Origin of the sequence: Novosphingobium sp. KN65.2, assembly GCF_001368935.1 — a bacterium.
Lineage (GTDB): Bacteria > Pseudomonadota > Alphaproteobacteria > Sphingomonadales > Sphingomonadaceae > Novosphingobium > Novosphingobium mathurense.
On record NZ_CCBH010000192.1, the window covers coordinates 1 to 21795 of the forward strand.

At 63.2% G+C, this 21795-nt stretch carries 23 protein-coding genes and 1 pseudogene; 9 read left to right on the forward strand and 15 right to left on the reverse strand.

Features of this window, described 5'->3' with window-relative positions:
• Positions 1 to 528: pseudogene (locus tag SPHV1_RS20095) on the reverse strand (diguanylate cyclase); the annotation flags it as partial.
• Between the two features lie 214 nt (positions 529 to 742).
• Here SPHV1_RS20095 and SPHV1_RS20100 point away from each other — a divergent pair.
• Complete coding sequence (locus SPHV1_RS20100; protein WP_054947821.1) at positions 743 to 2053, forward strand: FAD-dependent oxidoreductase; 1311 nt, start codon at positions 743 to 745, stop codon at positions 2051 to 2053.
• Positions 2054 to 2080: 27 nt separating this feature from the next.
• Here SPHV1_RS20100 and SPHV1_RS26010 read toward each other — a convergent pair whose 3' ends face one another.
• Positions 2081 to 2209, reverse strand: coding sequence for a hypothetical protein (locus SPHV1_RS26010; protein ID WP_255352306.1), 129 nt, complete (start codon positions 2207 to 2209; stop codon positions 2081 to 2083).
• A gap of 355 nt (positions 2210 to 2564) precedes the next feature.
• Positions 2565 to 3683, reverse strand: a complete 1119-nt coding sequence (gene dnaN, locus SPHV1_RS20105) for a DNA polymerase III subunit beta (RefSeq protein WP_054947783.1) — start codon at positions 3681 to 3683, stop codon at positions 2565 to 2567.
• Positions 3684 to 3907: 224 nt separating this feature from the next.
• On the opposite strand from dnaN, the gene SPHV1_RS20110 reads away from it, so the two are divergent.
• Entirely contained in the window at positions 3908 to 4315 is a 408-nt protein-coding gene (locus SPHV1_RS20110) for a hypothetical protein (RefSeq protein ID WP_231634778.1), read from the forward strand.
• A gap of 28 nt (positions 4316 to 4343) precedes the next feature.
• Here SPHV1_RS20110 and fabG read toward each other — a convergent pair whose 3' ends face one another.
• From fabG to SPHV1_RS20130, 4 genes are all read right to left on the reverse strand, one after another.
• A complete protein-coding gene (gene fabG, locus SPHV1_RS20115) occupies positions 4344 to 5108 on the reverse strand; it encodes a 3-oxoacyl-[acyl-carrier-protein] reductase (RefSeq protein ID WP_054947784.1) in 765 nt (254 codons plus the stop codon).
• 128 nt (positions 5109 to 5236) lie between these two features.
• Positions 5237 to 6172: an ACP S-malonyltransferase gene (fabD, locus tag SPHV1_RS20120; RefSeq protein ID WP_054947785.1), complete on the reverse strand. Its 936-nt coding sequence runs from the start codon at positions 6170 to 6172 to the stop codon at positions 5237 to 5239.
• Positions 6173 to 6294: 122 nt separating this feature from the next.
• Positions 6295 to 6822 carry a VOC family protein gene (locus tag SPHV1_RS20125; protein WP_054947786.1) on the reverse strand — a complete coding sequence of 176 codons (528 nt, stop codon included), beginning with the start codon at positions 6820 to 6822 and terminating at the stop codon, positions 6295 to 6297.
• Between the two features lie 45 nt (positions 6823 to 6867).
• On the reverse strand, positions 6868 to 7671 hold the full coding sequence (locus tag SPHV1_RS20130; protein WP_054947787.1) for an LD-carboxypeptidase: 804 nt from the start codon (positions 7669 to 7671) through the stop codon (positions 6868 to 6870).
• 54 nt (positions 7672 to 7725) lie between these two features.
• Between SPHV1_RS20130 and SPHV1_RS20135 the strand changes: the two genes are divergently transcribed.
• Positions 7726 to 9138, forward strand: a complete 1413-nt coding sequence (locus SPHV1_RS20135) for a Mur ligase family protein (protein WP_054947788.1) — start codon at positions 7726 to 7728, stop codon at positions 9136 to 9138.
• A gap of 22 nt (positions 9139 to 9160) precedes the next feature.
• Here the strand turns inward: SPHV1_RS20135 and SPHV1_RS20140 are convergent, their stop codons facing one another.
• Entirely contained in the window at positions 9161 to 10105 is a 945-nt protein-coding gene (locus SPHV1_RS20140; RefSeq protein WP_054947789.1) for a DUF808 domain-containing protein, read from the reverse strand.
• A 256-nt stretch (positions 10106 to 10361) separates the two neighbouring features.
• Here SPHV1_RS20140 and SPHV1_RS20145 point away from each other — a divergent pair, with 256 nt between their 5' ends.
• Positions 10362 to 11189 (forward strand): flagellin, encoded by an 828-nt coding sequence (locus SPHV1_RS20145; RefSeq protein ID WP_054947790.1) that lies wholly within the window; start codon positions 10362 to 10364, stop codon positions 11187 to 11189.
• A 113-nt stretch (positions 11190 to 11302) separates the two neighbouring features.
• Here the strand turns inward: SPHV1_RS20145 and SPHV1_RS20150 are convergent, their stop codons facing one another.
• A complete protein-coding gene (locus tag SPHV1_RS20150; protein ID WP_054947823.1) occupies positions 11303 to 11971 on the reverse strand; it encodes a glutathione S-transferase in 669 nt (222 codons plus the stop codon).
• 127 nt (positions 11972 to 12098) lie between these two features.
• Between SPHV1_RS20150 and SPHV1_RS20155 the strand changes: the two genes are divergently transcribed.
• The 5 genes from SPHV1_RS20155 to SPHV1_RS20175 all read left to right on the forward strand — a co-directional run bounded on the left by SPHV1_RS20155 (position 12099) and on the right by SPHV1_RS20175 (position 16315).
• Positions 12099 to 13319: a polyhydroxyalkanoate depolymerase gene (locus tag SPHV1_RS20155; protein ID WP_054947791.1), complete on the forward strand. Its 1221-nt coding sequence runs from the start codon at positions 12099 to 12101 to the stop codon at positions 13317 to 13319.
• A 201-nt stretch (positions 13320 to 13520) separates the two neighbouring features.
• Positions 13521 to 13883, forward strand: coding sequence for a 30S ribosomal protein S6 (gene rpsF, locus SPHV1_RS20160; protein WP_007011157.1), 363 nt, complete (start codon positions 13521 to 13523; stop codon positions 13881 to 13883).
• A 3-nt stretch (positions 13884 to 13886) separates the two neighbouring features.
• Entirely contained in the window at positions 13887 to 14111 is a 225-nt protein-coding gene (gene rpsR / locus SPHV1_RS20165) for a 30S ribosomal protein S18 (protein ID WP_039284546.1), read from the forward strand.
• 14 nt (positions 14112 to 14125) lie between these two features.
• The gene (rplI, locus tag SPHV1_RS20170; RefSeq protein WP_054947792.1) at positions 14126 to 14734 is read left to right on the forward strand and encodes a 50S ribosomal protein L9; all 609 of its coding nucleotides are present in this window, start codon (positions 14126 to 14128) and stop codon (positions 14732 to 14734) included.
• Positions 14735 to 14884: 150 nt separating this feature from the next.
• Complete coding sequence (locus SPHV1_RS20175; protein ID WP_054947793.1) at positions 14885 to 16315, forward strand: AMP nucleosidase; 1431 nt, start codon at positions 14885 to 14887, stop codon at positions 16313 to 16315.
• A 55-nt stretch (positions 16316 to 16370) separates the two neighbouring features.
• Here SPHV1_RS20175 and SPHV1_RS20180 read toward each other — a convergent pair whose 3' ends face one another.
• From SPHV1_RS20180 to SPHV1_RS20205, 6 genes are all read right to left on the reverse strand, one after another.
• Positions 16371 to 18197, reverse strand: a complete 1827-nt coding sequence (locus SPHV1_RS20180; protein WP_054947794.1) for a M2 family metallopeptidase — start codon at positions 18195 to 18197, stop codon at positions 16371 to 16373.
• 118 nt (positions 18198 to 18315) lie between these two features.
• Positions 18316 to 19071 carry an alpha/beta fold hydrolase gene (locus SPHV1_RS20185; RefSeq protein ID WP_054947795.1) on the reverse strand — a complete coding sequence of 252 codons (756 nt, stop codon included), beginning with the start codon at positions 19069 to 19071 and terminating at the stop codon, positions 18316 to 18318.
• Complete coding sequence (locus SPHV1_RS20190; protein ID WP_054947796.1) at positions 19068 to 19514, reverse strand: GFA family protein; 447 nt, start codon at positions 19512 to 19514, stop codon at positions 19068 to 19070. The genes SPHV1_RS20185 and SPHV1_RS20190 overlap by 4 nt, the downstream gene beginning before the upstream one ends.
• A 38-nt stretch (positions 19515 to 19552) precedes the next feature.
• Complete coding sequence (locus tag SPHV1_RS20195) at positions 19553 to 19918, reverse strand: carboxymuconolactone decarboxylase family protein (protein ID WP_054947824.1); 366 nt, start codon at positions 19916 to 19918, stop codon at positions 19553 to 19555.
• 87 nt (positions 19919 to 20005) lie between these two features.
• Entirely contained in the window at positions 20006 to 20743 is a 738-nt protein-coding gene (locus tag SPHV1_RS20200) for a DUF4336 domain-containing protein (RefSeq protein WP_054947797.1), read from the reverse strand.
• Positions 20744 to 20763: 20 nt separating this feature from the next.
• The gene (locus SPHV1_RS20205; RefSeq protein ID WP_054947798.1) at positions 20764 to 21789 is read right to left on the reverse strand and encodes an aspartate-semialdehyde dehydrogenase; all 1026 of its coding nucleotides are present in this window, start codon (positions 21787 to 21789) and stop codon (positions 20764 to 20766) included.
• Between the last annotated feature and the right edge of the window lie 6 nt (positions 21790 to 21795).

The following is a 21795-nucleotide window of genomic DNA, read 5'->3' on the forward strand; positions in this document are numbered from 1 at the left end:
CCCCGCCGCCCCCCCCCCCGCCACAAGCATGAGAATGACGAACGAATTGACCATGAGCGCCAGATCGAAGTCCGGACTGTACTGGCTCCAGCGGACCGTTCCGAAACCGAAGATGCCCATGGGCGCGGCCACGGCGAGGAGCATCAGCGGGTAACGCTGCCAGGCCGTGTGATGCAGGGCCTGCTCCCAGCGCGCGAAGATCGGCGAGGCTAGGCAGAGCAGTATGGCTACAAGGCCACACGCAGATGGCAACAGGCCGGGGTAGCTGGCTGACAGCAGCCCCATCGCCACCATCATCATCAGCATGACCGGGCCCATCAGCTCCCAGCGGGCCGCGATGAAGAAATGCAGGGGATCGCTGCTCGGCAAGTCGGATCGGAATAGCGCGAAGTTGCCTGCTTCCGTCTTTTCGACCGGCTGCGGCGAATCGGGTCGCTTCGCGAATCCGCCATCGGCGCCCTGCGAACGCACCGCGCGCGCACTGGACCGCACCTTTTCCAGCGATGTCGGAAGCCCCTTGGATGCCATGATGAGTCTATGCCGTGAGGGGCATTGCGAAACGGTTAAGTCATCACCCGTAGGCGCAGGTCCGACCCACCGGCCAAACCGTTGCATTATTGCGGCAAATCAGGCGCTCAAAAGCGGGGTTTCTTGGCGATTTCTCTTGCCGATTGCCCCCCGGGCATGCTTGCTTCGGCACAAAGCAGCGGGACAGCTTCCGCACACCCTGGGAGACTCATTCATGCGGCATATTGCGATCGTCGGTTCCGGGCCTGCCGGCTACTACACAGCGGAAGCGGCGCTCAAGCAGTGGGGAGAAGACGTCAGGGTCGACATTTTCGACACCCTGCCCGTTCCTTTCGGTCTGATCCGCAGCGGCGTTGCGCCCGATCACCAGTCGATCAAGGGCGTATCGCGCCGCTACGAGGCGACAGCGCTGACCGACAACGTGCGCTTCGTCGGCAACGTGATGATCGGACGCGATCTGACGATCAGCGAACTGCAGGCGCTTTACGACGCAGTCATCCTCGCCACTGGCGCACCCAATGACCGCAAGCTGGGAATCGAGGGCGAAAACCTGCCCAACGTCTTCGGCAGCGCCTCTTTCGTCGGCTGGTACAACGGCCACCCCGACTTTGCCGATCTCGACCCCGCCCTATCGCACGACACCGCCGTCATCATCGGCAACGGCAATGTCGCGCTCGACGTTGCGCGCATTCTCGCCAAGTCGCAGGCGGAGTTCGCGGGAAGCGACATCGTCTCCCATGCCCTGACTGCGCTCGACGCCTCGAAGATCCGACGCATCGTCATTCTCGGTCGGCGCGGACCGCACCAAATCGCGATGACGCCCAAGGAACTGGGCGAGTTGGGCCACCTCGAACGGGCATGCCCGCGGGTCGAAGCCGCCGACCTTCCCGACGAGAGCGAGGACGCCACCCTCGAGCCCGGCCAGCGCAAGTCGGTGGGGCACCTGCGCAGCTTCGCCGGCACCGACCAGGGGGAGTGCAAGCCCGATCAGGTGCGTGTCGAGTTCGACTTCTTCGCCTCGCCCAAGGCGATCATCGGGACCGAACGCGCCGAGGAGATCGAGGTGGAGCGCACCCGCCTCGATGGCGACAAGGCCATCGGAACCGGCGAAACCTATCGCATTCCTGCCGGACTGGTAGTCGCCTGCATCGGCTACCAGACCTCCAAGATCCCAGACGTACCCTTCGATGAGCGCAACGGTCGCTTCGCGAACGAGGAGGGACGGATTTCCCCCGGCCTCTACTGCGTAGGCTGGGCGCGGCGCGGGCCGACCGGGACGATCGGCACCAATCGCCCCGACGGCTTTGCCATCATCGAGAAAGTCGCCGAGGACATCGGCGAAGGCACCGGCAAGGCAGGGCGTCCCGGTTTCGACGCGCTCGCTGCCCAGCGCGGCATCAATTACATGAAGTTCACCGACTGGCAGAAGATCGACGAGGCCGAAGTCGCCAATGCCCGCGACGGTTCACCGCGCGAGAAGTTCGTAGCGGTCGAGAAGATGATCGCAGCAGCCAGCAAGCCGTAGGTTCTAATGCGCAGGAGATCCGTGGAGCTATTCCACGGGCCTCATCGAATCGCGCAGGTCCTTTTCCGCCTCGCGCCCGGCACTGCGCTTCTTTGCAATCATCTCGCCGATCTCGTCGTCCGGCGCGGCGTGCTCGGGCGTCACCGGGGGCGGCACGGCCGCGAAATCCTTTCGATACGCCTCGCGATCCGCTCATCCGAACCGCTGTCGCAGGTGGCGTCGGACTGGAGGTTGCGCCCCGATCGAGGCCCGGCAGCAGCGCTGCACTCGCAGTGGAACGAAAGACTGTGATTGCACAGATAACGAACAGGAGCACGACCGGAATGAGACGCCATGCCCGCCGGTCGATCGCTTCACCGGGCTTCGCTTCCCTCCCCATCTTCCCCATTCATCTCCAGCTACCGTGTCGCAGGGTGGCTGTGGCCCGAGAGCGATCCTGTCAAATGCCCGAAAAGGAAAAGGGCCGGAAGCTTTCGCTCCGGCCCTCTTGTCTTGTTCATGAACCCTGCGGTCAGACACGCATCGGCATCAGGACGTAGAGCGCCGGGCTCTTTTCGTCCTGACGGATCAGCGTCGGCGCACCGGCATCGGCCAGATGCATTTCGACGCTGTCACCTTCGATCTGGCCGAGGATGTCCTTGAGGTAATTGGCGTTGAAGCCGATCTCGAAGCCTTCCGACGCGTATTCGGCCGGCACTTCTTCGGCCGCGGTGCCGTTGTCGGGCGAGGTCACCGAAAGCGTCACGCGATCGGGTTCCAGAGCCATCTTCACCGCTCGGGTCTTTTCGGTGGCAATGGTTGCCACGCGGTCCACGCCTTCGAAGAAGGTGCGCGGATCGACCCGGAGCAGCTTGTCGTTCCCGGTCGGGATGACCCGCGTGTAGTCCGGGAAAGTGCCGTCGATCAGCTTGCTGGTCAGGACGACGCCGTTCTCACCGCCCAGCGTGAAGCGGATCTTCGAGGCCGAAAGGTCGATCAGGACATTGGTGTCCAGCGCCTCTTCCAGCAGCTTGCGCAGTTCGGCCACGCATTTGCGCGGCACGATCACGTCAGGCATGCCCTCTGCGCCGTCGGGACGCTTGATCGTGAAGCGGGCGAGACGGTGACCGTCGGTTGCCGCGGCCTTCAGTTCCTCATCCGAGACATGCAGGAAGATGCCGTTCAGGTAGTAGCGCGTTTCCTCGGTCGAGATCGCGAAACGGGTCCGGTCGATCATCTGCGCCAGCGTTGCCGCAGGGATCTCGAAGCTCGTCGGCAATTCGCCTTCGGCGATGACCGGGAAGTCGTCGCGCGGCAGGGTCGGCAACTGGAAGCGGCTGCGCCCGGCCTTCACCACCATGCGGTTGTCGGCAGCGTCGAGGCTCACCTGGCTGCCTTCGGGCAGCTTGCGCGCGATGTCGAAAAGAAGGTGCGCAGAAACCGTGATCGCTCCCGGCGTGTCGACCGAGACCGCGTTCAGGTTCTCAACCACCTGGATGTCCAGGTCGGTCGCCATGATCCGCAGTGAACCACCCGCGGCTGCCTCGATCAGCACGTTCGAGAGAATGGGAATGGTATTGCGCCGCTCAACGACTGACTGCACGTGGGACAGGCAACGCAGGAGCGTGGAACGTTCGATCGTGGCCTTCATGATAGCCTCAGGTCCCCCTTGCTAGGCCTAGGGATCGGGTGATCCCGAATTTCAGGACGAATATCTCTAACGCACCGCAGCGAAGCGGCAAGCATCAAGTGCGGGCATTCCGGCGAATCTGGGGATAAATGCGGAGTTTTCCCGCGATTTTCGGACCTTGGCCGCTTTACTCCGATCCCTGGTCCCGATGCAGGACGGGGTTGCCCCGGCATCCAATAGGTCACATGTACCACTCACACCGCATCGAGAGCGAACCGGGCAACCGGGAAAGGAGTGACTTGGCCAACTTCCTGCGCATCGAACGCGAGGCACCAGACGGGGAAGCGCACCCGATCACTCTGAAGGAATGGACCGAGGCCATCGACAATGTCGATGGCGTGCGCCTGTGCGTGGGCGATGCCTCTGTGCGCAATCCACTGACCAAGGAAAACGTGACCATCCCCAACCGGGGCGGGGATGCCGAGATCTTCCGCAAGGACTGCAACCGCTGGCTGCGGGTCCTGTGGTGGTCGCCGCACGGGTCGATCCACTTCACCGCACCGGAAAGCAGCGACGACCCGCTGCTGGTCGCCGCGCGCGCCCTGGCCGGTCAGCTCGAGGCCAGGATCGTGGGCGACGACGGGGAAGTCTGACACGCCCCCTTCATCGCCCGATCATTCATCAGACCATCACCATGCCGCCGTTGACGTGCAGTGTCTGGCCGGTGACGTAGCCCGCTTCCTTCGAAGCCAGGAACACGGTCGCGGCGGCAATGTCGTCGCCCTCGCCCATGCGGCCCATCGGGATCTTTGCGTTGAGCGCTTCCTTCTGCGCATCGGGCAGAACGTCGGTCATTGCGGTGCGGATGAAGCCCGGCGCGATGCAGTTCACGGTCACGTTGCGGCTGGCAAGTTCCTGCGCGAGGCTCTTCGACATGGCGGTGATGCCGCCCTTCGCCGCGCAATAGTTCATCTGCCCCGGATTGCCGGTGGTGCCGACGACCGAAGTGACGTTGATGATGCGGCCGAAGCGGGCCTTCATCATCGGCTTGGTCACCGCGCGCATCAGGCGGAAGGTGGATTCGAGGTTGACCTTGATCACCGCATCCCACTCCTCGTCCTTCATACGCATCGCGAGATTGTCGCGCGTAATGCCCGCATTGTTGACGAGGATGTCGATCTTGCCGAGCGTGTCGAGCGCGGCCGGAACCAGCTTCTCGACGTCTTCGGGGTTCGACAGGTTGCAGGCGATGGCGACGTGGTCGACTTCCTGCAGGTGCTGCGGGGTATGCTCGTCCAGCTCATCGCGGAAAACGCGCAGCTTTTCGGCATTGGAGCCGGAAATCACGAGGCGGGCGCCCTGCGAGGCCAGCGCGCGGGCGATCGAGGAACCGATGCCCCCCGAGGCGCCGGTTACAAGAGCAGTCATACCGTGAAGATCGAACATTGATGAAACTCCTTGATACGTCGTCCCGCCCCTGCGTTCGGGCGCGGGACCGGCATCGCCGGCGCATTCGGCAGACCGTAGTCTCTTCGAACCGCCAGCGGTCCCGGGTCAAGCCCGGGACGACGATTTCACAATACCTTTGCCAGTTCTTCGATCTCGGCCATCGAGGTGGCCGAAGCAACTTCGACTTCACCGGCCGAACGCTTGATCATCGGGCCGACGACCTTGCCGCCGATTTCGACGAAATTCTCGACGCCGGCTTCCTTCATCGCAATCGCGCTTTCGCGCCAGCGCACGCGACCGGTGACCTGCTCGACGAGCAGGCGGCGCACTTCAGCGGGATCGGTGACGACACCGGCCGTGACGTTGGCGAAGAGCGCGACCTGCAGGGTGCCCGGCGCGGTCTTTTCCAGGGCTTCGGCCATGGCATCGGCAGCCGGCTGCATCAGCGGACAGTGGAACGGCGCGGAAACCGGCAGCGCGATACCGCGCTTGATGCCGAAATCCTTGACGAGGCCGATAGCGCGCTCGATCGCACCCTTGTGGCCCGAGATCACGACCTGGGTCGGATCGTTGTCGTTGGCAACGGCGCAGACTTCGCCTTCGGCAGCGGCTTCGGCCAGTGCGGTCGCCTTCTCGATGTCAGCGCCAAGCAGCGCGGCCATGGCGCCCACGCCGACCGGCACGGCAGCCTGCATCGACTGTCCGCGCAGCTTGAGCAGGCGCGCGGTGTCGGCAAGGCTGAACGCCCCGGCAGCGCAGAGCGCGGTATATTCACCGAGCGAGTGACCGGCGACGAAGTCCGCCTTGTCCGCCAGCGTGATCCCGCCTTCCTTTTCCAGCACGCGCAGCACGGCAATGGCATTGGCCATGATCGCCGGCTGGGCATTTTCGGTGAGGGTCAGTTCCTCTTCGGGGCCCTGCGTCATGATCTTGAACAGGCCCTGGCCGAGCGCGTCGTCGACTTCTTCGAAAACCTCGCGGGCAATCGCGCTGGCTTCGGCGAGCTCTGCGCCCATGCCGACTTTCTGGCTGCCCTGCCCCGGAAAAACAAAAGCACGCATCTTCAGTGTCCTCCATCCTCGCGGGTTTGCGGCCAAGGCTCCTGCGTGGAAGCTGTCCTGACGAGGAAAGCGGCAGCGCTTATTGTCACAGGGCCCTGAGGGCAACCCCCTTGTGGCTCACATCAGTTGAAGGAAATCTCGCGGATCACGCCCTTCGCCATGTCTCCGGCGCACTTGCGAACGTAGTCATAGAAACCCGTAAGCGACGCTACCGGCTGATAAAGTTCGAGCATGTGGCCATAACGCTCGACGGTATCGACGAAGACATAGCGGAAGCCATCGGTCATCGCGGCGTCGAGGGCGATTTCATGGCCCTGCGCCTGAAATTCGGCCGCCGCCTGCGCAACGTCGTCCACGAACAGCGCGACGTGGTGCATGCCGCCCTGTCCCGACCCTTCGGGATAGACGTCGTGAAAGGCCGAAGGCCCCGGATTGTTCTGCTGGCAGAACTCGATCATCACTTCGCCCCACTGGCCGTAGGCACTGGAATGATCGAGCTCGCGCTCGACACCGCGGTGTACGGCCCGGGTCAGCGGGATGTGATCGGCAACGAAGTAGGGCCCGGAACCGAAGGTCTGGCTGTGTGCCAGGGCGGCGGCGCGGATATCGGGCACGAAATAGGCGATCTGGCGGATCGGAAGATTCGGCATCGTCTCTCCTCGGTATTCTTGTCGGGAGCGATGCTGCGCTTCTCTTCAACCGAAGGGAACTATCTTATTGGCTGCGTCGTGTCCGATGTCGGCCGCTCCCAGGAACGGGATCGCATGGCGTTCGCACCAGTGCCGGGCAATCGCCTCTGCATCGCAACCGAAGGGCCGGTCGTTCTCGGGAACGTCGCTTACCCGCCCGAGGCGAAGGCCCGCGATGCCGCCCATATGCGCCGTGAGGTGAAAGAACAGCCGGTCGACGGCATAGAGATACTCGGAAACCTCCTCGACCATCACGATATGGCGGGCCAAGCCCGGCATCAGCCGCGTGCCGCACAGCATGGATAAAGTCATGAGATTGAAGGCTACGGTCGGATGGCTCTCCAGCGAAGGTTCGAGCCCCGATGCGTTTCCCTCCAGGAAGCCGAGCGTGCGGCGGACCGCATCCTCGCCCCCTTCCCGCCGGATGTCGGCAAGCATCGGCGCGTGCACGGGCCTCCCTATCTTCTCGCGATAGAGCGCGCCCAGCAGGTAGCCGGCATCGGAATATCCCAACCAGGTCTTGGCCTCGGCGACATGGGTGAAGCGGGCGATCGCATCTTCGGCAATCCGGCACGCCCCGTATCCGCCGCGCGCGAACCAGACGGCATCGAATCCCGGATCGTTCGCGCATTCCACCAGGACATCGAGACGCCGCGAGTCGCTGCCGGCGAAATGGCCTTCGACTTCGAAGCACTGCGGGTGCACATGCAGTTCCACATCGGGGAATTCCACGGCAGCCAGAGCCGCGACGCGTTCTGCGTCCTCGTGGGTGATCGGGGTGGACGGTGCACAAACTGCGATGCGGGTCATGTCCCCTTCCTATCGAGGTTGTCAGGACGGGCAAGGCCGCATACCGAAGCGCACATGACAGACACGAACGCCCTCACGGCCCATCCCTGGTTTTTCTGCGGCATCGGCGGGTCGGGCATGCTTCCGCTGGCCCTGATTCTCAAGGGTCTTGGCGCCGAGGTCGAAGGCTCGGACCGCAGCCGAGACCAGGGACGCACGCCGGAGAAATTCGCGTGGCTGGAAGAACTGGGCTTCATCCTGTTCCCGCAGGACGGCAGCGGCATGCGATCCAGCACGCAGACTCTCGTTGCCTCCGCCGCGGTCGAGGATACCGTTCCCGAAGTCGTGCGATCCAAAGAACTGGGCTGCGCGCGCATGAGCCGGGCCGAACTGCTGGCGACGTTGTTCAACGCCGCTCCGGCGGGAATCGCAATCGGGGGGACCAGCGGCAAGTCGACCGTCACCGGCATGACCGGGTGGATCCTGACCGAAGCCGGCAGAGACCCGACGATCATGAACGGCGCGGTCATGAAGAACTTCGCCTCGCCCGACGCGCCCTTTGCCAGCGCCCGGGTGGGTCAGGGCGATGTCTTCGTCTCCGAAGTCGACGAAAGCGACGGCTCGATCGCACTATATCGGCCCAAGGTCGCGGTGCTCGGCAATGTCAGCCTCGACCACAAGAGCCTCGATGAGCTGCGCCAGCTCTTCGGCGATTTCCTTGCCCATGCCGAGACCGCCGCGATCAATCTCGACGATGCCGAGACTGCCGCGCTGGCACCACGGGCCCGCCAGTCGGTGACCTTCGGGATCACCTCACCTGAAGCGCAGATCTTTGCAGAAGGCATCGTCGAGGATGCGACCGCGCTTTCCGCCACGATCACCGACCGCCGCGACGGGTCTGCCCATGCGCTCAGGCTCAAGGTGCCGGGACGCCACAATCTCTACAACGCGCTGGCCGCGATAGCCGCTGCGAATGCCTGCGGGGTGCCGATGGCACAGGCCGTGGCAGCACTCGGATCGTTCGAGGGGCTGGCGCGCCGGTTCGACATCGTCGGTACCTCCCCTTCCGGGATCACCGTTATCGACGACTTCGGGCACAATCCGGACAAGGTTTCGGCCACGCTGGCAACGCTCAAGGCGCACACGGGCCGTGTAATCGCCTTCTTCCAGCCGCATGGCTACGGCCCCTTGCGCCAGATGGGCGCGGAACTGGCTGAAGTGCTCGCGGCCAAGCTGGGCCCTGACGACGTGACGATCCTGTGCGATCCGGTCTATTTCGGCGGAACCGTCGACCGCTCGCAGGGCAGCGAGCGCATCGTGCGGCTGATCGGCGAAGCCGGCGGAAAGGCAGAGCACGTCCCGGCCCGCAGCGATTGTGCGGATCGCATCGTCGGAATGGCCCGCCCGGGCGACCGCATCGTCGTGATGGGCGCGCGCGACGATACCCTGACCGCTTTCGCGCGCGACATTCTCAACCGCCTGCCCTGACAGGGGCAAGCGGCGTCGCAAGTCAGTGCGCGGTACCGCGCGCCTTTGCGATCAGGTGCAGGACCACGGCAATCACCGTGCCGAGGACAAGGCCGACCACCGATGACGCTAGGGCATAGCTGACCCAGCCCAGTGCCCCACCGAGCGCACCGCTCGCGGCCTGGACGCTGTGCTGCAGCCCGTGAGCCAGATGCGCGGGATAACCAAGGCCGAGTTCTTCGAGGCCATGCAGAACGATTCCTCCGCCGACCCACAACATTGCCAGCGTCCCTACCGTGCTGAGCAAAGCCAGTACCTTGGGCATGGCCTTGAGGAGCACGCTTCCGACGCCCTGCGCCGCGCTGCTGTCCTTGCGCGCGAGGTGCAGGCCGATGTCATCCATCTTCACGATCAGGGCGACGGCACCATAGACGACAGCCGTGATCACCACGCCCACGACCGCCAGCGCGGCTGCGCGGGTGAGAAACGTGTTGTCCGCCACTTCCGAGAGAGCAATGGCCATGATCTCTGCCGACAGGATCAGGTCGGTGCGGATCGCGCCGGAGACACGCGCCTTTTCGAAGGCTGCGATATCCTCGACCGGGGTCTCCAGCGTCTCGCCATACTGCATCCCGCCCAGCTTCTCGATTACCTTCTCGGCACCTTCGAAGGAGAGGTAGAGACCACCCAACATCAGGATCGGCGTGATCGCCCACGGCAGGAACGCACTGAGCAGCAGTGCGATCGGCAGCAGGATCAACAGCTTGTTGCGCAGGCTGCCTTTGGTGATCTGCCAGATGATCGGCAATTCCCGGTCAGGCGTGAACTCGGTGACATAGCCCGGCGTCACGGCCGCATCGTCGATGACGACGCCCGCCGCCTTGCTGCCGGCCTTGGCGACCCCTGCCCCGACATCGTCGAGCGAGGCTGCCGCAGCGCGGGCAATGACCGATACATCGTCGAGCAGGGCAACCAGGCCAGTAGCCATCTTGGATTATTTCCTTCGTGTCGCTGCTTCCAGCATGAGAACGCGTGCATGTCCGCAGAAGCTGCAAGGATCAAGAAAAAGGCGCGCAAGCCACGGAACCATGGGCTTTTTGAAGACCCGGTCGCGCTCGGGGACTGCGCTTGTGACAGAAATCTTGCCACGCCCCCTTAATGTCCAATGGAAACGACCGTCCTTCCCCATGTCCAGGGAGCGCCACTGAGGCGGACCCGATACGACACAATCTGGGGAAAACGTCATGTCTGTCATCAACACCAATATCAGCGCCATTCGCGCTACCAATGCCTCGAATTCCGCCAACAAGATGCTCGGCACCGCCATGGAACGCCTGTCGACCGGCAAGCGCATCAATTCCGCCAAGGACGACGCCGCCGGCCTCGCGATCTCCACCTCGATGACGTCGCAGATCAAGGGCATGAACCAGGGCATCCGCAACGCGAACGACGGCATCTCGATGGCACAGACCGCTGACGGCGCTCTTTCAGAAGTCACCAACATGCTGCAGCGTGTCCGCGAACTGACGGTCCAGTCTTCGAACGGAACCTATTCGGCCGACGACCGCACCCGCATCCAGACCGAAGTCACGCAGCTTCAGGGCCAGATTACCGGAGTCCTGACCAACACCGAATTCAACGGCAACAAGCTGTTCGACGGCACCGCAGGAACCGCCGGTGTAGTCACGATCCAGACCGGCGCCAATGCCACTGACACGATCAACCTGACGTTCGGCAACGTCAACGCCGGCGCCGGCATGACCGCCGCCCTCACCGTCAACGTGACCACGCTGGCCGGCACCGAACTCGCAAGCCTCGACACCGCGATGGACGAAGTCTCGACCTACCGCGCCAACCTCGGTGCCTCGCAGAACCGCCTTGAATCGGCTGTCAACACGATGACCGCCAACGTCACCAACCTCTCCGACGCCCGTTCGCGGATCGAAGACGCCGACTACTCGGCCGAAACCACCGCGATGGCCAAGGCGCAGATCCTCTCGCAGGCTTCGACCGCGATGATCGCCCAGGCCAACCAGGCCCAGCAGAGCGTGATGTCGCTGCTCAAGGGCTAAGAACAAGACCATATTCACGGTCCCCAAGAGGCCCGGCGGAAATGACGTCCGTCGGGCCAATTGGCATTTGAAGGGCGCAGTGCCGGTGCAATCCGCGCGTACTGCCTGCGGCCTCAGAACTCGACTTCGAGTTCTTCCATTTCCTCCGGCTCGGCCTTCGCTGCCGCGATCCATTCCTGCATGGGCGCCCACTCCGCGATCGTGCGGCAGTAAGCCTCGCACTCGGGCGCGAGCGGGACGGCATAAGTGATGAAGCGTGTCGCGACGGGCGCGTACATCGCATCGGCCATGGTCGGATGCTCGCCGAACAGGAACGGACCGCCGAAACGTTCTAGGCAATCCAGCCAGATCGATTCGATTCGCTCGATGTCCGGCCTCGCCCCCGAAAACACCGGGAAGCTCTCGTGCCTGACCTTCAGGTTCATCGGCAAGGCAGAGCGAAGATTGCTGAACCCCGAATGGATTTCACCCGAGATCGAGCGACACAGGGCTCTTGCGATCGGGTCCTCCGGCAAGAGCCCCGCGTCGGGGAACTGCTCGTTCAGGAACTCGGCAATTGCCAGGGTATCCCAGACACTTGCACCATTGTAATTGAGCCGGGGCACCAGCACCGAGGGTGACAGAAGCAGCAGTTCCGCGCGGTTCGCCGCATCGTTTGCGACCTTGCGTTCCTCCACCTCCAGACCGGCCAGTCGGCAAAGAAGCCAACCGCGCAACGACCATGCCGAATAGGTCTTGCTGGAGATAGTGAGTTTCGCTGTCGTCGGGGCTGTCTCGTTCATGGTCGCCGCCTCCAATGCCTGCTTTCGCTTGCATATGTTTATGATGCAGCGCAGCATGAATCCAGCGCGAATGCGATTCCGGAGCCAGAAAGGGTCCGGGCATCGCTAAAGGGGGTAGACGCAAGCAATGCTTTACCATGCTTACCAGGCGTATTGCGACATTCTTGCACCGGCGCGCATGGGTTCGCTGCTGGCCACCAGCTTCCGCAACAGGTTCCTCGGACATGCGTCAGCCGAACCGATGACGCGGCGCCTCTTCGCACTTGCGGAAGTGTTCAACACGACCGCGATTACCCATCATCGACCGCCTTACGGCATCAGCCGAATTATCTCCGGCAATCGCGAGGTGTCCGTGCGCGAGGAAGTGGCTCTGGACTTGCCCTTCGGAAACCTGCTGCACTTCGCCAAGGACGAAGTCGTCGCGCCGCAACCCAAGATCCTCGTCGTCGCGCCGCTGTCCGGCCACTTCGCTACGCTTCTGCGCAGCACGATCGAAACCCTGCTGCGCGATCACGACGTCTACATCACCGACTGGAAGAATGCCCGCGACGTTCCGGTAAGCGATGGCGCGTTCGGCTTCGACGAATATGTCGACTACGTGATTCGCTTCCTTCAGGAACTGGGCCAGGGCGCGCATGTCCTTGCCGTCTGCCAGCCCTGCGTCCCGGTTCTCGCCGCCGTGGCGGTGATGGCCCAAAACGACGACCCCTGCCAGCCCCGCTCGATGTCGCTGATGGGCGGCCCGATCGACACCCGCGAATCGCCGACGGTCGTCAACGAACTGGCGACCGGCCACCCCTATTCCTGGTTCGAGGACAACCTGATCTACCCGGTCCCGTGGCGCTACAAGGGTGCCGGGCGCAAGGTCTATCCCGGCTTCGTCCAGCTCTCGGCGTTCATGGCGATGAACCAGGACCGCCACTTCGGACAGTTCCGCAAGCTCTACCAGCACATCGCCGACCTGGAGCAGTTGGAAGCGGACAAGATCGCCGAATTCTACGACGAATATCTCGCCGTGCTGGATCTCACCGCCGAATTCTATCTCGAAACCATCGACAAGGTCTTCCAGCGAGCCCTGCTCGCGAAAGGTGAACTGGAACACCGCGGCCGCCTCGTCGACTGTTCAGCCATCCGCAAGACCGCCCTGCTGACCGTGGAGGGAGAGCGTGACGACATCTGCGCCGTCGGCCAGACCGCCGCCGCGCATTTCCTGTGCTCCAGCCTACGCCCGCACCTCAAGCGCCATCACCTGCAGCCCGGCGTCGGCCACTACGGCATCTTTTCCGGTTCGCGCTGGGAACGGCAGGTCTATCCCCAGGTCAGGAACCTCGTGCTGGCAATGAGCTGAGCCGACCGGCATTGCCGCGAAGACGCCGGCATGATGAGGCGGATTTTGCCTATTGCGCTTGCAATTGCCCGCAGATCGGCTAAGGGCCCCGCTTCCGCGCCATTCCGCCAAGGATCGCGTGGAAGTTTGAAGAAAGCCGGAGGGGCCCCGCAATCCCGCGGACAAGCCAGCGATCGGTTAGGACAGATAAAGGACGCTGCTGTGCCGCTTTACGAGCACATTTTCCTGGCGCGCCAGGATCTCAGCCAGTCGCAGGTTGATGCGCTGGCCGCCGCCGCTACCGAGATCGTCGAGTCGAACCAGGGCAAGGTCACCAAGACCGAGACCTGGGGCCTCAAGAACCTCGCGTACAAGATCAAGCGTAACCGCAAGGCTCACTTCGTGATGCTGAACATCGAAGCCAACGGCGACACCGTCGCCGAGCTCGAGCGTCAGACCGCCATCAACGAAGACGTCATCCGCTACATGACCATCCGCGTCGACGAGCATGAAGCTGGTCCGTCGGTCATGATGCGCAAGTCGGACCGCGACAACCGTCGCCGCCGCGAACGCGAGGGGAACTGATCCATGGCACGTGCATTTTTCCGTCGCCGCAAGTCCTGCCCCTTCTCGGGCAAGAACGCGCCGAAGATCGATTACAAGGACGTCCGTCTGCTCCAGGGCTTCATGTCCGAGCGTGGCAAGATCGTTCCGAGCCGCATCACTGCGGTTTCCGCCAAGAAGCAGCGTGAACTGAGCCAGGCGATCAAGCGCGCCCGGCACATCGGCCTGCTGCCCTTCATCGTCAAGTAAGGGAGGTTAGCCCCATGGATATCATCCTCCTCGAACGCGTCGAAAAGCTCGGCAACATCGGCGACGTCGTTTCCGTCAAGGACGGCTTCGCGCGCAACTACCTGCTGCCGAACAAGAAGGCGCTGCGCGCCAACGACGCCAACAAGAAGGTCTTCGAAGCCAACCGCGCGAAGATCGAAGCCGAGAACGCCGAAAAGCGTTCGGCCGCCGAACAGCACTCGTCGAACGTCGAAGGCAAGCAGGTCGTCCTGATCCGCGCCTCGTCGAACTCGGGCCAGCTCTACGGTTCGGTCTCGGTGCGTGACATCGTCGAAGCCCTCAACGCCGACGGCGCCGAAGTCAGCAAGCAGATGATCGTGCTCGAACGCCCGATCAAGACGCTCGGCATCTTCGACGTTCGCGTCAGCCTGCACCCGGAAGTCGCTGTCAACGTCAAGGTGAACGTTGCCCGCTCGCCGGACGAAGCCGAACTGCAGTCGCAGGGCGTCGACGTCATGGCTGCGATGTTCGAACAGGACACCGCAGGCTTCACCGAGGCTTACGATCCGAATGCCGAGCCCGGCGAGATCGTGACCGAGGAAGCCGAAGAGGCGGCTGCGGCAGAAGGCGAAGAGCAGGCCTGAGCCTGACCTTCGACGACTACGCGTCACAAGGTTTGAAGGCCCTCGCTTCGGCAACGAAGCGGGGGCCTTTCCTTTTGCGCGCAGCCATTACGCATGGCGGACCTGTCCAAGTGCCCTTGTGCTGCAACACCAACGGCGTAATTTTGGGCAATGGACAAGATAAAACAGACCCTTGAACACCTGAATCGCACTTACGAGGCCGCCATCGCCTGCCTCCGATCCGACATCGAAGCCTTCGTCAAGACCGGAACCCTGCCCCCGCCGGAGCGCCGTGCCGACCGGCAATGGTGCTATCCGGAACTGCGGATCACCTATGGCGGCAAGGAACGCGGCGCCGTCTATTCACGGGCGTTCGGCCGTCTTGCACAGCCCGGCACTTACGTTACCACGATCACCCGGCCCCACCTGTTCCGCGACTATCTTTCGACACAGCTCTCACTGCTGGACGGCGAGTACGAGATCGAGGTCGAAGTCTCGCGCTCGGCACAGGAAATCCCTTTCCCTTATGTCCTCGACGGGATGTCGGTCGGGCAGGTCACGCCGCAGGAACTGGCCTGCCACTTCCCGAGCACCGATCTGGCGATGATCGGTGACGAGATCGCCGACGGCATCGACTTCTTCGCGCCCGAGGATCCGCTTCCGCTCGCGCTGTTCGACGGTCTGCGCACAGACTTCAGCCTGGCACGCCTGGCACACTATACCGGCACCAGCCCGGAGCACTGCCAGCGCTTCATCCTCTTCACCAACTACCACCGCTATGTCGATGAATTCGTTGACTGGGCAGGTCGGATGATCGGGAGCGACGGCTATGTCGCCCTTTCGGGAGCCGGCGGGCTCTATCTTGACGCGGCGGTGGACAATGCCCGCCAGCGCCTGTCGGACACGGCATGGCGTCGCCACCAGATGCCGGCCTATCACCTGATCCGCGAGGACCGCTCGGGCATCACGCTCGTCAACATCGGCGTCGGCCCTTCGAACGCCAAGACGATCACCGACCACCTGGCCGTACTGCGCCCCGAAGCCTGGCTGATGATCGGCCACTGCGGCGGCCTGCGCGAAAGCCAGCGCATCGGCGACTACGTGCTGGCCCATGCCTACTTGCGCGACGATCACGTGCTCGACCCGGTACTGCCGCCCGAGATTCCCCTCCCGGCCATTGCCGAAGTCCAGCAGGCGCTGGCCACGGCAGCCGAGACGGTCAGCGGCGAAGGCGGATCGAACCTGAAGAAGCGCATGCGCACCGGCACCATCGTCACGACCGACGATCGCAACTGGGAACTGCGCTACGCCGCATCGGCGCATCGTTTCAGCCTTTCGCGGGCCATCGGCATCGACATGGAAAGCGCCACGATCAGTGCGCAAGGCTACCGCTTCCGCGTCCCTTACGGCACGTTGCTGTGCGTGTCCGACAAGCCGTTGCACGGCGAACTGAAACTGCCGGGACAGGCCAACCGCTTCTACGAGGAAGCCATCGCCGGTCACCTCAAGATCGGCCTTGAGGCCTGCGACCTGCTGCGCTCGGAAGGCGACCGCCTTCACAGCCGCAAGTTGCGCGCCTTTAACGAACCGCCATTCCGCTGATCCGGATCATGGGGAATGCCGCCCCGGCAGCAATGCTGTCGGAGCGGCTCAGAACTTACCAACCCTGCTTCTGGCCCTTGTTCTGCTCGTCCAGCCACTTCTTGAGCGGAGCGAAATACTCAAGCATCGGCTTCGCGCTCATCTTGCTCGAACCGGTGAAAGCCTTGAGCGCCTCGGGCCAGGGCTTGGACATGCCCATCTCCAGCATGCGGTCGAGGTTCTCGCCAACCTTCTTGTTGCCGTAGAAGCTGCAGCGATGCAGCGGCCCCTTCCAGCCTGCCTGCTGGCACGCCGCCTGATAGAACTGGAACTGGAGGATGCGGGCAAGGAAGTAACGCGTGTAGGGCGTATTGCCCGGGATATGGTACTTCGCGCCGGGATCGAAGGCATCGGCTGGGCGATCCACAGGCGGCTTGATACCCTGATACTCGAGCCGCATGTCGGTCCATGCCTTGTTGTAATCTGCGGGCCGGATCGAACCGTCGAAGACGCCCCAGCGCCAGCGGTCGATCAGCAGGCCGAAGGGCAGGAAGGCCACCTTGTCCATCGCCTGACGCAGCAACAGGCCGATGTCCTTGTCCGCACTCGGGACCTTGCTCTTGTCGAGCAGGCCGATGTCGACGAGGTACTGCGGCGTGATCGAGAGCGCGATGAAGTCTCCGATTGCCTCGTGGAAGCCGTCGTTGGCGCCGTTGAGGTAGAGATAGGGCTGCTTGTTATAGGCCCGCTGGTAGTAATTGTGCCCCAGTTCGTGGTGGATCGTGACGAAGTCGTCCGAGTTCACCTTGGTGCACATCTTGATGCGGATGTCGTCCTTGTTGTCGACGTCCCATGCCGAAGCGTGGCAGATCACTTCGCGGTCGCGCGGCTTGGTGATCATCGAGCGGGTCCAGAACGTGTCCGGCAGCGGCGCAAAGCCGAGCGAGGAATAGAAGCCCTCTCCCGTCTTCACCATGTCGAGCGGAGTCTTGCCCTTGGCCTTGAGCAGGTCGCCGATGTCGTAGCCCAGGTCGCCTGCGCCCTGCGGTGCCACCAGCGGATAGATGTTGCCCCATTCCTGCGCCCACATGTTGCCCAGCAGGTCGGCACGGATCGGCCCGGTGTCGGGCTGGACCCGGTCGCCGTACTTGGCGTTGAGCCTGTGGCGCACGTAAGTGTGCAACGCGAGGTAAAGCGGCTTCACTTCCTGCCACAGCCGTTCGGTTTCGGCCGAAAACTGCTGCGGCGTCATGTCGTAGCCCGAACGCCACATCGCGCCGACGTCGGAATAGCCAAGCTCCTTCGCCCCTTCGTTGGCGATGGTCACCATCTTCGCGTAGTCGTCCTTCATCGGCTTGCCGACATTGTCGTGCCAGCTCTCCCACATCTCGGCATATTCGGCCGGGGTATGGTCGAGGTTGCCCATCTCGGCCTCGATGTCCGAACCGTTGATCGGCTTGCCGTCGAGCGCGCCCTTCCCCTTGCCGTAAGTCGAGGACAGGCGCGTGGTTATCGCGCTCAGTTCGTCGGCAGCGCCCGGCGTGGTCGGTGCGGGCAGGACAATGCCCTGGCGCAGGACGCCCAGCTTGCGCGCGACATCGGCGTCGAGACCCTGCACCCTGGCGTACTTCGCAGCCTCGACCGCATAATCGACCTGCTTTTCGGTGATCGCCGCGTTCGACTGGGCAACGAGCGCGTCGGTATCCTCGGTGATGTAGGTATAATTGACCCAGTTGATTCGGGCATTGTCGACCGAAGCGTCGAACAGGTCCTTTTCGGCAGCCGCGACGAACCGGGCGGCGCCATCGGGCGTCATCGGATAATCGGCTGCAGCGTCCTTTGCCACGGCCGGAACGGCCAGACTGACGGCCAGCGCAGCCAATGCGGTAGATGCAAATTTCATGGGGGGATTTTGCCTCTCGGTATTTTGCGATGGGGCAAGACTAGCCGCGCCCGACACAAGTTCAACCGAGCAGGAAAATCACCCCCAGAATTGGCCTAGCGGGTCAGGACAGGCGTGCTCACGCGGCGAGGAATTCAGCCATGGCGCGGCCCATGTCCTTGAAGGTGACCGAGGACATGTGATTGCCCGGCATCTCGACATAGCGCCCCTGCGGCAGCGCCTCGGCCAGTTCCTGCGCCGATCCGTTGTCGCCGTCGTCCTTTCCGCATACGCACAGCGTGGGCATCGTGATCCGGGCGATCGCATCGGCAGAAGTATCGTCGACCGATCCGAGCAACAGACGCGCGGCGATCCGGTCGATCTTCATCGACTTCATGAAGGCCTGCGCGATAAAGGCCGGGTCTCCCCGCTCGATCGAACCGAAACGGTCGATGGCATCGACGAAATGCGCGCTGCGCCGCGCCCAACCCGACAATCCGGACAGGCCCATGCCGCCAAGGATCAGATTGCGCGGCGAAAGACCCGCCAGCACGCCGCGCACCGAAGTGCGCGCGCCGAGCGAGAAGCCGCCAAGGTCGTAGTCCGACAGGCCGAGTTCGGCGACCAGCAGCGTCAGGTCCTCGACCAGTACGTCTTCGGGATAGGCCTGCGGATCGTGCGGTGCCTCGCTTTCGCCGTGCGCGCGCAGGTCGGGCATGATTACCTCAAAGCCGGCATCGGCGAGGATTTGCGCATTGCCGTACTTGATCCAGTTGACCTCGGCACTGGAGAACAGGCCGTGGACCAGCACCAGCGGGCGCCCCTGCCCGATGGTATGAACCGCCAGACGCGTGCCGCCGAAACCTTCGATGTAATCCTTGCGCAATTCGCTCACTCGGGAACCTCCAGACCTGCGGCCTTCCAGCGCGACGCGACGCTTTCCGTCGTCGCGCTGTAATGCCGTGGCAGGTCCTTGGTATCGAGCCAGCTTTCATGCAAGCTTTCGCAGCCGGCATGAGCGACCGGACGGAAATATCCCGGCTCGTCGAAGCTGCCCAGCGTCAGGTCCATGTTCCCGCTCGATTCGATGAAGTCGAAGCCCAGCGGCGTGCCGCAATGCGAACAGAACGGGCGCCGTGCCACCGGGGAACTGGCGTACCACTCCGGCTCATGATCCCAGACGACACCGGCCGTCGCCAGTTGCACGAAGGCAGCGGCAAACCCGCCGGTCGCCTTCTGGCACATGCGGCAATGGCACAGGTATGCCTCGTCGTTCTCGATCTGCGCGGAATAGCGAATGCGACCGCACTGGCAGCCGCCGGTCATGGTTCTGGTCATGCCCTGAAGCTAGACCAGTCGCCCCGCGCGCAAAAGGGTCAGCCCTCTGCCTTTTCCTGCCATTGGTCGAAAGCCTCGAGCGCCTGCGCGGCATACATCGCGGAAGGACCCGCCCCCATATAGACAGCCAGCCCCATCGCCTCGGCCACTTCATCGCGCCCGGCGCCCGCGCGCTGCGCCGCAGACGCATGGTAGGTCACGCAAGGATCGCAGCGCACCGCGACCGAGATCGCCAGGGCAATCAGTTCCTTGGTCTTTGTATCGAGAGCTCCCGGCTGAAGCGCCGCCTTGCCCATGTCCGCGAAGGCCTGCATCGGTCCTGGCGCCGCGCGCCTGAGTTCACCTACCGCCGGATTGAGATTTTTGGCCATGTTCGGCCAGTCCTTGAAATTGCTCTTCGACATCATCGGGCCCCTTTCGATTTGCATCCTTGCCGCCGAAGGCATCGGTCGCCATGCGCAAGATCAAATCGGGGAGCCCCTGAGGCTTTTTCAGATCGCCCATCGAAAGGCGCGGCGCAGTTCCTGGGCGCCGTCCCGATCGTAGATGCGGCCATGGGCCATGATCACTTTCTCGGGCTGCCAATCCACCACGCCCTGCAACCGCTCTCGCACCTGCTTGCGCTTGGGCCGGAATGTCATGCGCAGGTCGAGTGGCGCCATGCCATTGGGATCGAGGCCGCCGACGAGCTTCAGCATGAAGCGCATCAAGGGGCTGGAGAGCTTTGTCGCCTCGAAATTCTCGATCAGGTCGACAAGGATCACCGTCCTTGCGGAAGGGACATGGAACACGGCTTCGCTAACCTTTGTGCCCGGCACCAGGATCCAGTCGATTTCGCTTTCCCATGCGAAACGCGCACCATCCATCAGCGGATGATCGATCCGGAAGGGGCGCTTGGCCGTTGTGGCCAGATCGGGGACGGCATAGCTGCGGGCACCGGGATAGCGCTCGAGCCAGTCGGCCATGTACCAATAATGGATGGAATTCGGCGCAATCACGTGTCGCACCGACCCCAGGGCATCGACGGCCGAAAACAGGTCCTCGTCCGGCGCAATCGGTGAATGTATCCACAAGGTTCCATCGCCCAGCCGCACGACCGTCATGCGCGTGGGGAACGGAATCTTGAACGGCCCGAGATCCATGCGGATCATCGGGCCGTCAAAAATCCAGATGCCCTCGGCGACAGGCTTGGGGCAATTCAGTGGCGAATAGGTTTCCTTCGGGTCCATGGAAGGAAACCTATCATAACTCAGCCCTTTTTCAGATGACGGCGGCCAAGCAGCTCGGCGATCTGAACTGCGTTCAGGGCTGCGCCCTTGCGCAGGTTGTCCGAAACGCACCACAGGGCCAGACCGTTCTCGACCGTCGGGTCTTCGCGGACGCGGCTGATGTAGGTCGCGCTGTCGCCGACGCATTCGATCGGCGAGACGTATCCACCGTCTTCACGCTTGTCGACGAGCATGATGCCCGGCGCTTCGCGCAGGATGTTCTGGGCCTGCTCGGCCGAAATCTCGTTCTCGAATTCGAGCGCGATCGATTCGGCGTGACCGACGAAGACCGGCACGCGCACGCAGGTGGCCTGAACCTTCACCGCCGGATCGAGGATCTTCTTGGTCTCGACGACCATCTTCCACTCTTCCTTGGTGGAGCCGTCGTCGAGGAAGACGTCGATGTGCGGGATCACGTTGAAGGCGATCTGCTTGGTGAACTTCTTGGGTTCGACCTGGTCGCCCACGAAGATCGCACGGCTCTGCTCGAACAGCTCGTCCATGCCCGCCTTGCCCGCGCCGGAAACCGACTGGTAGGTCGAGACGACGACGCGCTTGATCTTGGCGGCATCGTGAAGCGGCTTGAGCGCGACAACCATCTGCGCAGTCGAGCAGTTCGGGTTCGCGATGATGTTGCGCTTGGTGTAGCCGTCGATGGCGTCCGGGTTCACTTCAGGCACGATCAGCGGAACGTCGGGCTCCATGCGATAGAGCGACGAGTTGTCGATCACGACGCAGCCCTGGCTGGCAGCCTTGGGCGCATAGATCTTGGTCGGCCCCGATCCCGCGGCGAAGAGCGCAATGTCCCAACCGGTGAAATCGAAGTGCTCGATGTTCTTTACTTTGAGTTTTTTGCCGGTCTCGCCAAATTCAATCTCCATGCCGGTGGAGCGCGGCGAAGCAACCGCTGCGATCTCGTCGCAGGGAAACTCGCGCTCGGCGAGGATGTTGAGCATTTCGCGGCCGACATTTCCGGTCGCACCGACAACGGCTACCCGGTAACCCATTTCAAG